Source organism: Candidatus Nitrososphaera evergladensis SR1 (assembly GCF_000730285.1).
GTDB lineage: Archaea > Thermoproteota > Nitrososphaeria > Nitrososphaerales > Nitrososphaeraceae > Nitrososphaera > Nitrososphaera evergladensis.
In genome coordinates this window covers 1,003,165-1,017,419 of sequence record NZ_CP007174.1, presented here as the reverse complement: position 1 = coordinate 1,017,419, position 14,255 = coordinate 1,003,165, and the positions used below count along the sequence as shown (strand labels likewise).

Below are 14,255 nucleotides of genomic sequence, written 5' to 3'. Positions count from 1 at the left end.
CGACCCTTGGAACTTAGGCAGCCAGTAGTTGTAGTTCTAGGCCACGTAGACTCGGGCAAGACGTCCCTACTGGACAGGATACGCGGGACAGCCGTTCAGGCCCGCGAGGTCGGAGGCATCACGCAGCACATCGGCGCAAGCTTTTTCCCGACTGACACCATAAAGGAGGTCACTGGCCCGCTTTACGACAGGCTTGCCAAGTCAGAGGCCCCTATACCCGGCCTGCTTGTGATTGACACGCCGGGCCACGAAGTGTTTGCAAACCTGCGCATGAGGGGAGGGTCGGCTGCAGACATTGCGATTGTTGTTGCAGACGTGAACAAGGGCTTTGAGGCGCAGACGATAGAAAGCATCGAGATCCTGAAAAAGCGCAAAGTGCCCTTTGTGGTTGCGCTAAACAAGGTAGACATGGTAACCGGCTGGCGCCCGTTCTCAAAGTTCATTTCAGAGGAGGTAAAGAAGCAGAGCGCAGATGTGCAGACGATGCTTGATGAAAAGCTCTACACCGTCGTCGGCTCGCTGTCAAGGCTTGGGTTTCCATCAGAGGCGTTCTGGCGCGTCAAGGACTTTACAAAGGAAATAGCCATAGTGCCGGTGAGCGCAAGGACGGGGGTAGGCATACCCGAGCTTCTGGCCGTCCTTGTCGGCCTCACGCAGCAGTACATGGCCAAGAGGCTGGAACGCCACGAGGGCGCGGCGCGTGGAATCGTGCTTGAGATAAACGAGGAACCCGGCCTTGGACCTTCTGCAAACATCATACTCCTTGACGGCACGCTCAAGCAGGGCGACAGCATCGTGGTAGCAAAGAGGGACAGCGCGGTGCAGACGCGGGTTAAAGCGCTATTGTTGCCAAAGCCCCTTGACGAGATGCGCGACCCCCGCGACAAGTTCAAGCCCGTAAGCGAGGTCATAGCGGCGGCAGGCCTAAAGGTCACGTCGCCGGACCTCGAAGGCGTCCTTGCGGGAAGCCCGCTCTACGTCTTTGACAAGGCCAAGGGCGAGGACGAGCTGGAACGCCTGAAATCTATAGTGGAAGGCGAGATCAAAAACGCAATCGTCAGCACCGAGACTTCAGGCGTCATACTAAAGTGCGACACGATAGGCTCCCTTGAAGCTATAATCGACCTCCTGAAAAAAGATGGCGTCCCCATAAGGACTGCAGACATTGGCAGTATCACACGGCGCGACATCATAGAAGCGTCTGCAGTCAAGGAGAGCGACCGCTACCACGGAGTCGTGCTTGGCTTTAACGTCAAGGTGCTTGACGATGCCGAGCGCGAGGCGCAGGACAGGGGCGTCAAGATATTCAACGAGCGGATAATCTACAACCTAGTCAGGAGCTACGTCGACTGGGTCGCATACCAAAAAGAGCACGAAGAATCGATATTGTTTAACGAGATCCCGCCCATCTGCAAGTTCCAGTTCATGAAGGGCTTCGTGTTCCGCAGAAACGACCCTGCGGTGTTTGGCGCAGAGATCCAGGTGGGCAAGCTCAGGCAAAAGGTGCACGTGATAAACGTGGAAGGAAAGAAGGTGGGCATCGTGCACCAGATCCAAGATAGCGGAAAGGCGATGGAGGAGGCCACGACCGGCATGCAGGTAGCAGTTTCGCTCAAAGAGCCCACCATAGGCAGGCAGATAAACGAGGGCGACATATTCTACACGGACATCAACAGCCGCCAGGCCAAGCAGCTGGCAGAGCGGTTTAGCCACAGGCTAAACGAACAGGAAAAACAGGTCTTTGACCTGATACTTGCGCTAAAGAGAAAAGGGGACCCGGCGTTCGGGTACCTTTAGTCACAGCAACAGCTATTGGTATTTCTGGAGCAGCCCTTCGAGGCCTTTTTCACCCACCGCGCCAACAGCCCTGTCGATGGCCTTGCCGTTCATGAAGACAATGAACGTCGGAATAGCATATACGTCGTACCTCATGGCCACACCCTGGTTGTCGTCGACGTTTAGCCTGCCAAAGGTGACCTTGTCGCCATACTTTTTGGCCAGCTTGTCAAATATAGGCAGCATGAACTGGCACGGGCCGCACCACGTAGCCCAAAAGTCCACAAGGACAGGCTTGCTGCCGTTTATGGTCTCTTCAAAGTTCTTTTCCGCAAGCTCCAGAAGGTTCACGTTCGAGGCGTGCTGCTTTTCGCTCATCTGGGAGAAACTTCTCATGCTCGTTATTTAAGATTTCTTGGTATCTGCTATTTGCGCCGCCTTGACGCTATCACCCATGCTATGGCAGCCCCTCCCGCAAGCCCACCTACCACGCCAAGAATTGCGACCATTTCAATCATGGGCTGGACGTTTGCGACAGTCAGCGTTGCGCTTGCAGTGCCCTCGTTTCCCGCCGTATCAAGCGCGGCAAGCTTGACCTCGTATTTGCCGTCTGGAAGGCCGGTCGTGTCAAGGTCGTACTCGCCAAGGCCGGTGACGTTTACCACCATCCGGTTGCCGCCTACGGACAGCGTTGCAGACTTTAGGTTCTCATCCTGTGCTCCCAGCGCGACCTTTGTGATCCCCTGAACGTCGCCCCCGCTTACGCCCACAGACGCCTTTGGCGGCGTGTTGTCTACTACCAGGTCCCACGTCCTTGTCGCCTTGTTGCCCGGCAGATCCCTTGAGGAAATTGTAAAGTTGTAATGGCCGTCGGCAAGCGCAGTCGAGTTGAACACCATTGACGAATCGGGATCGTAGCTGGCAGGCTTGGTGCTGTTGTTAGCATCCGGCAGCCTCACGGTGACTTTGCCTGCCACGCCGTTTGCGTCGGTGACGTTCCAGGCAAGGGTCGCCTGCTTTGATACTACCAGATGCTTGCCGGCCACTATTGCATCTGTGCTATTGTTGTTGCCATCACGTACAAAAAGCTCTGTGGCAGGAGGAGTCTTGTCTACCGTGAACTGCCACGAGCTTGACGCCAGGTTGCCCACCGTGTCTTTGGACTCGATTGTCAAAAGGTGCGGACCTTCCGCAAGCGTGCCTCCTTCGATCCTCACCTGGTTGCCCGAGGAAGGCTCGGCCTTGCCATCCACGGAATACGACAGACCCGCGGGGTTGCTGTCGTCTATTGTTACCGGGACCGCAACCGCATCTCCCCTGACAAATTTGGGCACATCAGCTGTTAACTTTGGAGGCGTCGTGTCAGGAAGGAGGGTAGAGAATTTCGCCTCCACCGAAAGCGGCTCGTAGAGGCTCTCGCCATGGAACAGCGTGTTGTGCACAAGTAGCGAGTAGATGCCGGTTGCGTTCACGGGCACGTGAAGCACTGTCGAGCGCTCGCCGGCGTTCTGGCTGAAAAAGAATGCGCCCCCCTCGCTGACGGCAGAGGTTCCCAGCCAGTCGTTGCTTGGCCAGCTGACAAACTCTTGGAACACGCCTGCCGGCACGCTTGATGCCACCATGCGGCCGTCGGGACCGTACGCCATGGCGTTTACGCTTGTCGAGTTGTGAGGCCAGGACACCTTCAGGGTCATTGCCGTCACGGTCGGGTCGGTGACTGTGAAATAGTACGAGCGCCAGTCGCCGGCGGCATAGCGAGACACCATGTCCGATAGGCCGCCCACGTAGCCGTTTGGCTTGAGGCCAAGCGATCCTTCAATCTCCGATTCCGGTTGCTTCTGCGCAGAGCCAGCAGCAGGAGGCGACAGCACCACCGGCACGTCCTTTGGCACTGGCTTGGTAGTCACGACATAGCTCACCGGCATGACCACGCTGTTGCGCGGGCCTTTTGCCATTATCTCGCCAAAGTATATGCCAGAGAGCGTATCGTTGCGCGCCGCTATGGTGGCGTTCACCTTGGCAGTCCCCCCTGGCGGAACCGTGACAAGGCTCTTGTCAAGCTGTACGTCGGGGTTTGGCATTCGCTTGTACAATTCGACTGTGAGCGTATAGTTCATCGAAGTCGAGTTGATGAGCTTGTCGCCGCTCCAGAACGAAAATACCGTGGGCACCGGATAGACCCCCACGACAGGCGTCCCTGTGAATTTGTCCTTTGGGTCGCTTATGCGCACCTCCTGAGTGGTGCCCCAGGCTCCTCCCCTGTTTACCATCCCTATTTCGGCATAGGAAATCTTGCCGTCCTTGTTGGCATCGTGCCAGTCGTAGCTGTAGACTGAAGCGATGCGCAGGTGGTCTGCAAACAGCTCTGTCTGGTTCATAAAGCTGGAAAACGGAAAGTTTACCCGTGCAACCATCAGATCAGAGTCAGGAAGTTTGCCTCCCTCCACTCCTGCCAATTTTGTAAGGTCGTAATAGTTGGGCTCGTAACCAAACGTTTTGTTGCTGTGTGTTGGGTCTTCCAAGAACAGCTTTGTTGCATTCTTGACTTCATAGCGCGCCACCAGCTTTTCAATCGTGCTTGAAAGCTCGACTGTCAGATCCTTTTGCTTTGACGGGTTTTCAATGACAACATCCGTTGATGCCTTTTTACCCGGCTCTATCCGGCCGGCAAACCAGCGCGTCTCTCTGGCCCCGTCTATTGCAGTGGCCGGAACCGTGCCGGGAATCTGGACGGGATAGCCGTTGTTGATTATGCCAAGCGTGGGCGCGTACGTCAAGATTGATGGCCTGAGTGAATCCATAATTGTCTTGGCAGTGTCATCGGTGTAGACGGAAAACCCTGTGTCTCCCAGGGCAAGCTGGACTGCGGCAAGCGCGTCAACCCTTCCAGAACCTTGTACGAACGGGTCGTTTTTCAGGTCCTTTGCAGTCGACATCAGGATGCTCTTGACCGCAAACGGGTCGGGCGCCTTGCCCGTCTCGTTCATTTCCTGCACCACGAGCGCGGCAGCGCCGGCCACCATCGGGGCGGCCATGCTGGTCCCGCCAAAGAGCGCAAATGCGCCGTCGTCGTTAGGGTCGCCCTCTTTTGACTCAAGGTTCTTCATGGTCACGTCAGTCGGCGTAAAGCCGTACGAGCCGACTGCCATCAGCTCTGGCTTGGGGTCTCCAAGCAGGCTTGGGCCCCTGCTTGAAAACTCGGCGACATCGTCATAGCTGGCAGCGGACGTGCCAAAGCGGGTAATGTTGGCAAACGGCCCGTACTGCAGGTGCACGTTGTTGGTGGTTGCCCCAACAGAGATTGCAAGCGGAGACGTGTTTGGCGCGCCCACGCTTCCGTATCCCAGACCGTTGTTTCCAACGCTGTCCACCACAAGCGTTCCCGGATAGTCCTTGGCAAGGGCGTGGGGCACCATGAGGAGCGACGAAAAGACGCTCAGTATGTCATAGCCGGGACCATATTTCAGCAGCGGAAAGTTAGAGATTCCCCAGCTGTTGCTCATGACGTCGGCCTTGTGGCTGCCCGTGTAGGCCCACCTTCCATCAGATTCTTTCAGGTCAAAGCCGGAGGCCCACAGCCAGCCATAGAGCGCGTCGCCCATCCACAGGGATTTGACAGGTATTATCTTGGCGCCCGGCGCCATGCCTGCAAGCGTGTAACGGGTAGCGTTGTTGTAAATGTCGTATTGTGCATGCCCCCGTGATGCGACTGTTGCCGCCGTGCTTGTCCCGTGGCCGGCAAAGTCAAACATCAGGCCGAAATAGTTCCCGTCTGGGTCCATCGGCTCGAGCAGTTTCGCCGAGACTGCGCCAGAGACGCCGGACTTGTCAGCCACCACCACCTGTGTCTTGTTGTCGGTTATGCGCCAGATGTCAAGCACCCTTGCGCCGGCAATGCCGGCTGAATAGTCCGGGACGCCGTCCTTGTTGTAGTCATAGGTCAAAAACTCGTTTCCGTCGCCGAGCTTGAACGGCTTTTCGTCGGTAAAGTCAAATGTAAGCTGGGCAGGCATCAGGTGGTTGGTCTGCGGAAACGCGCCTGCTATGCCTAGCGTAAAATAGTACCAGCCGTACGACATGTCTGCAACTATGGTGTCGTACACGCCCGGCTCGGTGCTGTCCACTACGAGCACGGGTATGAGCGTAAGCGATATCGTGCCAAGCTTTGTGGTTGCCTGGTACACGACCCCAAAGTGATAAACACCGCTCATTGAGCGGATGTAGTCGGTCGAGCTCTTGCCTATCTTCCAGTCTACGTTTGCAGTGGCGCTAAGCTCTGGCGCGCCAAAGGTCGGGTACAGCATGTTGTAGACGGGTATTCTGCCCTCAGATGTCCTCAGGTAGACGCCCGTGCCATTGACGTATGTATACGAGGTCGTGTTCTCTGGCAGCTGCACCTTGCCGTTGCTTCCGGTGGTATAATTCATTATCACGCCGGTCTGCTGGTTGATATTGGCAACGTATTTTGCCCTTGTAAGGACGAGCCCCTGGCCGTCAGAGTCAAGCATTATCGGGACTCCCTTTGCATCCCTTGCGACAGCGTCGCGCATGTCAGGGTTTGAAAAGTCCGAGCCGGTGTCAACTATGGCGACCTTGACCCCGTCGCCTGTTGCGTTGTAGAGCGACGCGGCGCGGTCGGCGCCGGTTATCGATGTGCCAGAGAGCCTGCCGGAGGCGCTGTTGTTATTGTCATAGCCTGCAAGGGTGTTGCTGTTATTATTATTATTATTATTATGAGGCAGCGAGTCAAAGGCAAGAGGCGTGTCGGTTGCATATCCAAAGCCATTACCGCTTTGCGCAAGCGGGTTCTTGGAAAACGCTACGCCAAGGAATGACCCCTGCGTCGGGCTTCCACCCATCCCCACCACGTGCGCGCCGGCAAGTGCCTGTGGGTCGCCGGGGCCAAGCACGAGCGTCCTGCCTACATTGCCGTTGTATTGCAGGCTGCCAAGGTTTATCGAGCCAAAGTCGGACCTGATTGCGCTTTTTGGCACGTTGCGACCAAAGATGCTTGCCACCGTATCATCCGAATTAGCAGCAGGTGTCTGCATGGGAAGCGAAGACAGAGGCCGGGACTCTGATATTCCTCCTGACAGCACCTGTTCCCTGCTTGGCGCAAGCGAGTACGCGGGCGCGACAAAGGCTGAGGCGACAAGGGCAAGGAGTATGACCACCGCTGCTAGACGGATCAAATATTACGATATACGAGGTACCCTTCTTGGTTATTACGATTTCGACGCAAAAAGGAAAAAGAGGTTTAAAAAATTATTACCCATCTATTTCAGCAGGTCGTCGTACTTGCCGGCGTTAATGTCAGGGTAGACTTCTTTTGCCGGCTTGCCTTCCACCTTGACGCCCATGCTCACACACGAGCCAATCACTTCCTTGGCAGCACCCTTGATATCCTTGGCATACGAGCCGTCGATCTTCATCCTGGCGATTTTTGCCGCTGACGCCATCGACAGGTCGCCTGCATAGTCCTTGCCTGCTGTGCCAGAGCCCTTTGGAATGCCTGATTCCTTGGCCACGAGTGCGGCCGTCGGTGGTATGCCGACTTCGACCGTGAACTTTTTCGTCTCGGCGTCGACTTCGACCTTTACGGGCACCTTCATGCCGGGGAAATCCTTGGTCTTTTCGTTAATGGTATTGACCACCTGCAGGACATTTACACCCATAGGTCCCAATGCCGGGCCAAGTGGCGGACCTGCGTTGGCCTCTCCGCCGCTGACAAGCGCGGAAATAGACTTTTTATCGCCCATGTTACTCTCTACCTGTGCGGGTGTGTTTACCCAAATTATAATCGTTCCTGTTGTTGTCTCGTGTGCCTTTTTGACAGATTTTTAAACCCGGGCATTGTAAAAAGTGACGGTCACAATACACTATGGCGACAGAGCAGCAGCCCACCGAAGGCGTAGGTTCGCTATTCTTTGAGCTTGCAGGCGACTTGCGCCTCTCAATGCTGTCAAGGTTGAACAAGAAGGACTATCGGCTGTCGCAGCTTGCGTCAGAGCTTGACGCTACCATGCAGGAAGCCCACAGGAACATGACGCGGCTGATAGAGTCGGGGCTTGTGTCAAAAGGCAAGGAAGGCGAGCTGGTGCTCACGGCGTACGGCAGGACGGTGGTTTCACTTGTGCCAAGCTATGATTTTCTCTACAAGAACCGCGACTTTTTTGCAGACCACAGCCTTGGCGACTTGCCGGCCAAGTTTGTCCAGCGCCTAGGCTCTTTTCAGGGCTGCGAGATGGTGCATGGCGTGATGGCGATACTCCAGCGCTGGAAGACCCTGTACAGCAGCTCCGACACTTTTATCAAGGAGATAATGGCGCAGGTGCCCCTTGACCTCATAGAGACGATAAGCGCCAAGGTCGACGAGGGCGTGAAATTCTCGTACATATTTGCGTCAAACGCCGTGGTGCCAAAGGGCAGGACGCAGCTTCTCCAGAAGGTCGGCTGGCGCAACTTTATCAACAAGGGCCTAGTCGAGCGCAGGATGCTCCCCGACGTCAAGGTGATGGCAATATTCAACGAAAAGCAAGGATGCGTCATGTTTCCAAACCAGAAAGGCGAGCCGGACCTGAACGTCATGTTCTATGGAGAAACCGCAGAATTCCTAGAGTGGTGCAATGACTTTTTCAATTACCAGTGGAGCCGCGCCGACGCATTCGATGAAGGAAAATTAAAGCGCGAAGTATGACACGCACGCGCAGGCGTCCACAGGATAAGCAGAAAATCAAGTGCAAGTTTTTATACGCCGGAACCAAAGACTGCTTATGCCAAAAGCCTTTGTTCTCATGAACGCCGAGCTCGGAAGCGAAGACTCGCTAGTGAGCGAGCTGAAAAAGATGGAAGGCATCAAGGAAGTTTATCAGGTGTACGGCGTTTATGACATAGTGGCTCAGGTCGAGGCCGAAGCGATGGAGAAGGTGAAAGAGACCATAACATGGAAGCTGCGCAAGCTCAACGGAGTAAAGTCGACGCTTACCATGATAGTCATGGAGTGAAGGAGCTGGAGGAGGCGCAGAGAAGGCGTTTTGGGACTTTTTGGCAGGGGAGGAAAAAAGCAGGCCGACGGGACTTTCAAGTGCCAGTACTGCGACATGAAGTTTGACGACAAGGAGCGCATGAAGCGCCACATGAAAAAAGCGCACAGCGAGAAAGGTGGCGGAGACATGCCAAACACAAACCCGTTTGGATTTGGCTAAAGACTTAATTTGCATAGGTTTGTGGTAAAGGTAACGCGCTAGAGCATATGTTTCCAATCCATGATGACACCGAGCGAATACATGGCAGACCGTGGCTCAACTATACCCTGATCGGGATAAACATCGCGGTGTTCATCTGGCAGGCGTCAGTGACAAGCTTTTTCACAGACGAGCGGGCCGTGACAGAGATGTTCCTCACGTACGGCACCGTGCCGGACAGGCTGTTCTCCGAGTGGCCGGGAAGCGCATTTACCGTCGTGACTTCGATGTTCATGCACGGAGGCATCGCCCACATCATCGGCAACATGGTGTTTTTGTGGGTCTTTGGAGACAACATCGAGGACAAGTTCGGGCGCGTAAAATACATCCTTCTCTACATCGGCTGGGGTTTTGCAGCCGCGCTCTTGCACAGCGCAGTCGCCGTGTACACCGGCGACGGAGGAGGGGTGCCTGCGGTGGGTGCGTCAGGTGCAATATCAGGAGTCCTTGGCGCGTACATGGTCCTGTTCCCCAGGGCAAGAATCTACACCATAATCACGGCATTTTTCATCTACACGGTGCGCATACCTGTTCTGGTCTACATACCGTTCTGGTTTGCGCTGCAGCTGATATTTGGAATCATTGGGCAGTTTGGCCCGCTAGGCGACTCTGGCGTCGCGTACCTTGCGCACGTCGGAGGCTTTATCGCCGGCGCCGCAACCGGCCTTGTTGGAAGGGGCTTTATCCTGCCCAAGATAGCAAGCCTTGCAGGCAAGGGCACTACGTACAAGCCGCCGGTGAAAAAGGTGCGCCCCAAGATAGAAGACGTCGTAAATGAGACGCCGCCGGAGGTCATAGAGGGCCCCAGTTATTACGAGATAATCGCAGAGATCAAAGGCGTCGCCGACGCGTCGGCAATAAGCGCGACATACGAGCCGGATTCAAAGCTTGTGAGGATCAGCGCCAACGGGTCGCGCAGGTACGAGATGGCTGCCAAGCTCCCAGACACCGCGACCGGCGCAACCGTCGAGTCAGTACAATACCTGAACGGCATTGCCAGGATAAGGCTTGCCAAGACACCACCCTGATCCGAATATCGTAGCAAGGCTAAAATATCCGCCAAAGGTGAAATTATTTTGCCTATTTTAGGAGGAATATGAAAAATGTCAATACAACAAGCTTCAGCAGGCGGAATGCCAGTACTGATTTTGAAAGAGGGAGCGTCCCAGACGAAGGGTCGCGACGCCCAAAAGAATAACATCACGGCGGCAAAACTCATCGCAGAGGTAGTCAGGACCTCGCTTGGCCCACGCGGAATGGACAAGATGCTAGTCGACAGCCTTGGCGACGTCACGATAACAAACGACGGCGCCACCATCTTGAAAGAGATTGACGTGCAGCATCCTGCTGCAAAGATGATGGTAGAGATAAGCAAGGCCACTGACAATGAGGTGGGCGACGGCACAACCTCAGTGGTCGTGCTTGCAGGCGCCCTCATTGAAAAGGCAGAGGAGCTTATCAACAAGGACGTTCACCCGACCATAATCGTCGACGGCTACCGCAAGAGCGCAGCCAAGACCATCGAAGTCCTGAACAGCATCGCGCAAAAGATCGAGGGCAACGAAAAGAGCGAGCTTGCCAGGATTGCAAGGACCTCGATGCAGACCAAGATAGTGTCAAGGGAAGCTGACGACCTTGCCGCCATTGTGGTAAACGCGGCGCTTTCCGTGGCAGAAAAGACCGATAGCGGATTCAGGATGGACGTGGACGACATCAAGGTGGAAAAGAAGGCAGGGGGTTCCATCCGCGACACCAAGATGATAAAAGGCATCGTCCTTGACAAGGAAGTCGTGCACGGCGGCATGCCAAAGCGCATAGAGGGAGCCAAGATTGCGCTGATAAACGCCGCGCTAGAGATTGAAAAGACCGAGTTTGACGCCAAGATAAACATCAGCTCGCCCGACCAGATGAAGATGTTCCTCGAAGAAGAAAACAAGATGCTCAAGGGCATGGTTGACAAGGTGATCAAGGCGGGTGCAAACGTCGTAGTCTGCCAGAAGGGAATAGACGACATTGCCCAGCACTACCTTGCAAAGGCAGGCATCCTCACCGTAAGGCGCGTAAAGGAAAGCGACATGACGAAAATGTCCCGCGCAACGGGAGCAAGGATCGTCAACAACCTTGACGACCTGACTGCAAAAGACCTGGGCTCTGCCGAACTGGTAGAAGAGCGCAAGGTAGAGACAGACAAGTGGGTGTTCATTGAAGGGTGCAAGCACCCCAAGTCCGTGACAATCCTCATCCGCGGAGGCTCCCAGAGGGTCGTAGACGAGGCCGACAGGTCGGTCCACGATGCTCTCATGGTTGCCAAGGACGTGCTTGAAAAGCCGGCCATAGTGGCAGGCGGAGGCGCGCCAGAAGCCTATGCAGCAGCAAGGCTTCGCGAATGGGCCAGCACGCTCTCTGGCAGGGAGCAGCTTGCCGCAGAGAAATTTGCAGAGGCCCTTGAAGTGATACCGCTTGCGCTTGCCGAAAACGCAGGCATGGACCCGATTGACACGCTGACGGAACTTCGCGCCAAGCAGAGCAAGGGAAGCAAGTGGACAGGGGTCGACGCAAGGAATGCCAAGGTCGCCGACATGTCCAAGCTCGATGTCGTCGAGCCCCTTGCTGTCAAGGAGCAGATAATCAAGTCTGCGACAGAGGCTGCGTCGATGATCCTCAGAATAGACGACGTAATCGCCTCAAGCAAGTCGGGAGGCGCGCCGGCTATGCCGCCAGGCGGTGGAGGCATGGGTGGCGGCATGGGCGGAATGGGCATGGATATGTAAAGACGTCCGGCCTTACCTTTCCTTTTTCATTTCCGCTTCAATGACTTCTCTGACCCACTGTCCCGCTTCTTCCATCTTTTGCAACCTTGTCAAATAGTCTTGCCATGAAATGGCGCTGCCGTCGTCGTACGCGTCCACCCAGGAGTCATAGTGGCTTTTCAGCTGCTCAAGGGCTTTTGCATGGTATCTGCAGTATTTTTTGTCGCCGGACTCCCTTGCGCAGGCCGCGCACTTTTTCATTGCAAAGTTTATTTATCGACCCAACTTTAAGGGTTGCATAAAGATATGTCGCTGTTTGCAGGCGCTTCAAAGATTGCCGCAGTCGTGGCGGCAGGATACATCATTGCGTTCTTTGTGCTTGCGTCAGGCGGGCTAAATGCTGCAACAGAAGGCTCCAAGGTGGCGGCGTTTATCGTGCCGTCAAGGTCAGTACAGACGCCGGGCGAAACAGGCGCGATAACCCTGATACTGGTGATAGGGCTTGCAGGCATGTTCATGCTCCACAGGGCCGGCAAGTCTGCGGGTGCAAGGGCGCAGAGGATCATGCTTGCAGGCGGCTTTGGCGTAGTCGCAGTGGCACTCATGATAGGCTATCTACTAGTCAACGTGAAACTGTAATCCCAAAGGAAAGCGACGTTCCCGCAGGGACCTTTTCATGCTCTAGCACCTGCACAATGATCTCGTTTTCCACGCGTTCGACCTGCAGGCGTGTCGCGCTCTTTTTCTGCAACAGGCGCCGGCTTGCCGGTGACTGCTTCCACCCCCCTTCCTTGCGGAACCGCAGCATGCTTGTGGCAAGAACCGGCACGCCAAGCGTCACCCCCTGCCTCACAAGCAGCATCAGGAGCACCGACAGCAGATGGTTGATGTTGCCGCTACTGCTACTGCTGCCGCCTGATCCTCCTTTTTCGGTACTGCGCCTGTAGTAGCTGTAGTACATCGCATAAAAGCTGTTTATCGAGTCGAAAATCACAAGGGAGCATCTTTTTTCTCCCATCCTCGCAAGGACGTCCTTTAGCATCTCTACGAACCTGCCTTCTGAAGGGAGGTAGACGTCTATGCCCGGCGCTTGTACAAGGCCGGCCTTCAGGTACGCAGAGAACGTCGTGTCAAGGTCGAAATAGACGACGTTTTCTTGCCCTGCAAGCATCGACGTGCAGCATAGCTTGGCGTACGGGTCGCTGAAAAGTAGCGAGTTGAGGCCCTTTTTGCTCAACATGCTGGCAAGATTATATTCGGCCAACCGCAAAACAACTATCAAGGAAGGAGAATATATAAGATAATGACAGCGGTTCAAGACGCATCGCCCGACCTGAGGCTTGACTTTCCGATAACAAAAAAGACGATATACATGAACAACGGCGCCGTGGCGCCGACTCCACTTGCAGTGGTCAAGGCCACGACCGACTTTATGGTAAAGTGCGCCGACGAGGGCCCTGACGCGCAGGCCACTTCCGACTATATCACTTCGCTGCTAAAAGAGCTCCGGACGCGGGTGGCGCACCTGATAAACTGCGAGCCGGAAGAAGTGGTCCTTACCCAGAGCACCACGGAGGGCATCAACATCGTCGCAAACGGTATTTCGTGGAAAAAGGGCGACACGATAATCGCAAGAGGAGGAAAGCACGAGCACCCTGCCAACTATTTGCCATGGCTGCGCCTGTCTCAAAAAGGCACAATAGCATCACTGAAAGAACTTGTGATAGACGAAAACGGCTTTTTCGATCTGGCTGAGCTGGAAAAAGCCGCCAAGGGTAGCAGGCTTGTCACGATGAGCCACGCGCTGTACAACACGGGCGCAATAATGCCGCTTGAAGAGGTCGGCAGCATTGTAGCAGGCGAGAACAACGCCCTGTTTTGCGTGGACGCGGCGCAGACTGCCGGCACCATCAAGATAGACGTCAAAAAGATAGGCTGCCACTTTATGGCGTTTCCCGGCTTCAAGTGGCTGTGCGGTCCAATGGGCATAGGGGTTTTGTACTGCAGCAAAAAGGCCGCAGAGGCGCTAGAGCCGCCCTCGATTGGAGGCGAGTCGGCCATAGTTTCCGACAGCGGCATCATCGCCGCAAGAGAAATGCCTCACCGCCTGCAGACAGGCTTTAGGAATTATCCGGGCGCAGCCGGCCTTGAAGCGGCGCTGCGTTATGTGCTTCGCGTCGGAATCGACAACATACGTTCTGCGAACATGAAGGTTGCAGAGGCGCTAAGAGAAGAGCTTGGCAGGATTCAGGGCGTGACGCTGTACGGACCGCAAGACGCAGAAAAGCGCACATCGATAGTCACATTTTCAGTTCCAAAGGATCCGTCGATGATAGTGAGAAAGCTGGAAGAAGAAAATAGAATAGTGCTTGCCGAGCGCGAGGCTGGCGGAAGAAGAAAGATAATCAGGGCTGCGCCTCACTTTTTCAATACGGAGGCAGAGGCTGCAACCGTTGCAGCCCAGATAAAGGCACTGCTAGGGTAA

Annotated in this window: 13 protein-coding genes; 8 read left to right on the top strand and 5 right to left on the bottom strand. The window is 55.3% G+C overall.

Annotated elements, in window-relative coordinates; translation table 11 throughout:
- Window positions 1-6 precede the first annotated feature (6 nt).
- Window positions 7-1,797, top strand: a complete 1,791-nt coding sequence (gene infB / locus NTE_RS05275) for a translation initiation factor IF-2 (protein ID WP_148700065.1) — start codon at window positions 7-9, stop codon at window positions 1,795-1,797.
- Between the two features lie 12 nt (window positions 1,798-1,809).
- Here infB and trxA read toward each other — a convergent pair whose 3' ends face one another.
- From trxA to NTE_RS05260, 3 genes are all read right to left on the bottom strand, one after another.
- Window positions 1,810-2,154: a thioredoxin gene (trxA, locus tag NTE_RS05270; RefSeq protein WP_148700064.1), complete on the bottom strand. Its 345-nt coding sequence runs from the start codon at window positions 2,152-2,154 to the stop codon at window positions 1,810-1,812.
- A gap of 47 nt (window positions 2,155-2,201) precedes the next feature.
- On the bottom strand, window positions 2,202-6,968 hold the full coding sequence (locus NTE_RS05265; protein ID WP_148700063.1) for a S8 family serine peptidase: 4,767 nt from the start codon (window positions 6,966-6,968) through the stop codon (window positions 2,202-2,204).
- An 84-nt stretch (window positions 6,969-7,052) separates the two neighbouring features.
- A complete protein-coding gene (locus NTE_RS05260) occupies window positions 7,053-7,535 on the bottom strand; it encodes a 50S ribosomal protein L11 (protein WP_148700062.1) in 483 nt (160 codons plus the stop codon).
- A gap of 122 nt (window positions 7,536-7,657) precedes the next feature.
- Between NTE_RS05260 and NTE_RS05255 the strand changes: the two genes are divergently transcribed.
- The 5 genes from NTE_RS05255 (at window position 7,658) to thsB (ending at window position 11,791) form a co-directional block, all read left to right on the top strand.
- A complete protein-coding gene (locus NTE_RS05255) occupies window positions 7,658-8,473 on the top strand; it encodes a helix-turn-helix transcriptional regulator (protein WP_148700061.1) in 816 nt (271 codons plus the stop codon).
- Window positions 8,474-8,549: 76 nt separating this feature from the next.
- Window positions 8,550-8,780 carry an Lrp/AsnC ligand binding domain-containing protein gene (locus tag NTE_RS05250; protein ID WP_148700060.1) on the top strand — a complete coding sequence of 77 codons (231 nt, stop codon included), beginning with the start codon at window positions 8,550-8,552 and terminating at the stop codon, window positions 8,778-8,780.
- Window positions 8,781-8,810: 30 nt separating this feature from the next.
- Window positions 8,811-8,981 carry a C2H2-type zinc finger protein gene (locus NTE_RS16935; RefSeq protein WP_193354090.1) on the top strand — a complete coding sequence of 57 codons (171 nt, stop codon included), beginning with the start codon at window positions 8,811-8,813 and terminating at the stop codon, window positions 8,979-8,981.
- 47 nt (window positions 8,982-9,028) lie between these two features.
- Window positions 9,029-10,048, top strand: coding sequence for a rhomboid family intramembrane serine protease (locus tag NTE_RS05245; RefSeq protein ID WP_148700059.1), 1,020 nt, complete (start codon window positions 9,029-9,031; stop codon window positions 10,046-10,048).
- Window positions 10,049-10,123: 75 nt separating this feature from the next.
- A complete protein-coding gene (gene thsB, locus NTE_RS05240; protein ID WP_148700058.1) occupies window positions 10,124-11,791 on the top strand; it encodes a thermosome subunit beta in 1,668 nt (555 codons plus the stop codon).
- Window positions 11,792-11,803: 12 nt separating this feature from the next.
- Here the strand turns inward: thsB and NTE_RS05235 are convergent, their stop codons facing one another.
- The gene (locus NTE_RS05235) at window positions 11,804-12,031 is read right to left on the bottom strand and encodes a hypothetical protein (protein ID WP_148700057.1); all 228 of its coding nucleotides are present in this window, start codon (window positions 12,029-12,031) and stop codon (window positions 11,804-11,806) included.
- A gap of 45 nt (window positions 12,032-12,076) precedes the next feature.
- On the opposite strand from NTE_RS05235, the gene NTE_RS05230 reads away from it, so the two are divergent.
- Window positions 12,077-12,409: a hypothetical protein gene (locus tag NTE_RS05230; protein ID WP_148700056.1), complete on the top strand. Its 333-nt coding sequence runs from the start codon at window positions 12,077-12,079 to the stop codon at window positions 12,407-12,409.
- On the opposite strand, the gene NTE_RS05225 is transcribed toward NTE_RS05230, so the two are convergent.
- The gene (locus tag NTE_RS05225) at window positions 12,393-13,034 is read right to left on the bottom strand and encodes a hypothetical protein (protein ID WP_148700055.1); all 642 of its coding nucleotides are present in this window, start codon (window positions 13,032-13,034) and stop codon (window positions 12,393-12,395) included. The genes NTE_RS05230 and NTE_RS05225 overlap by 17 nt on opposite strands.
- 39 nt (window positions 13,035-13,073) lie before the next feature.
- On the opposite strand from NTE_RS05225, the gene NTE_RS05220 reads away from it, so the two are divergent.
- On the top strand, window positions 13,074-14,255 hold the full coding sequence (locus NTE_RS05220; RefSeq protein ID WP_148700054.1) for an aminotransferase class V-fold PLP-dependent enzyme: 1,182 nt from the start codon (window positions 13,074-13,076) through the stop codon (window positions 14,253-14,255).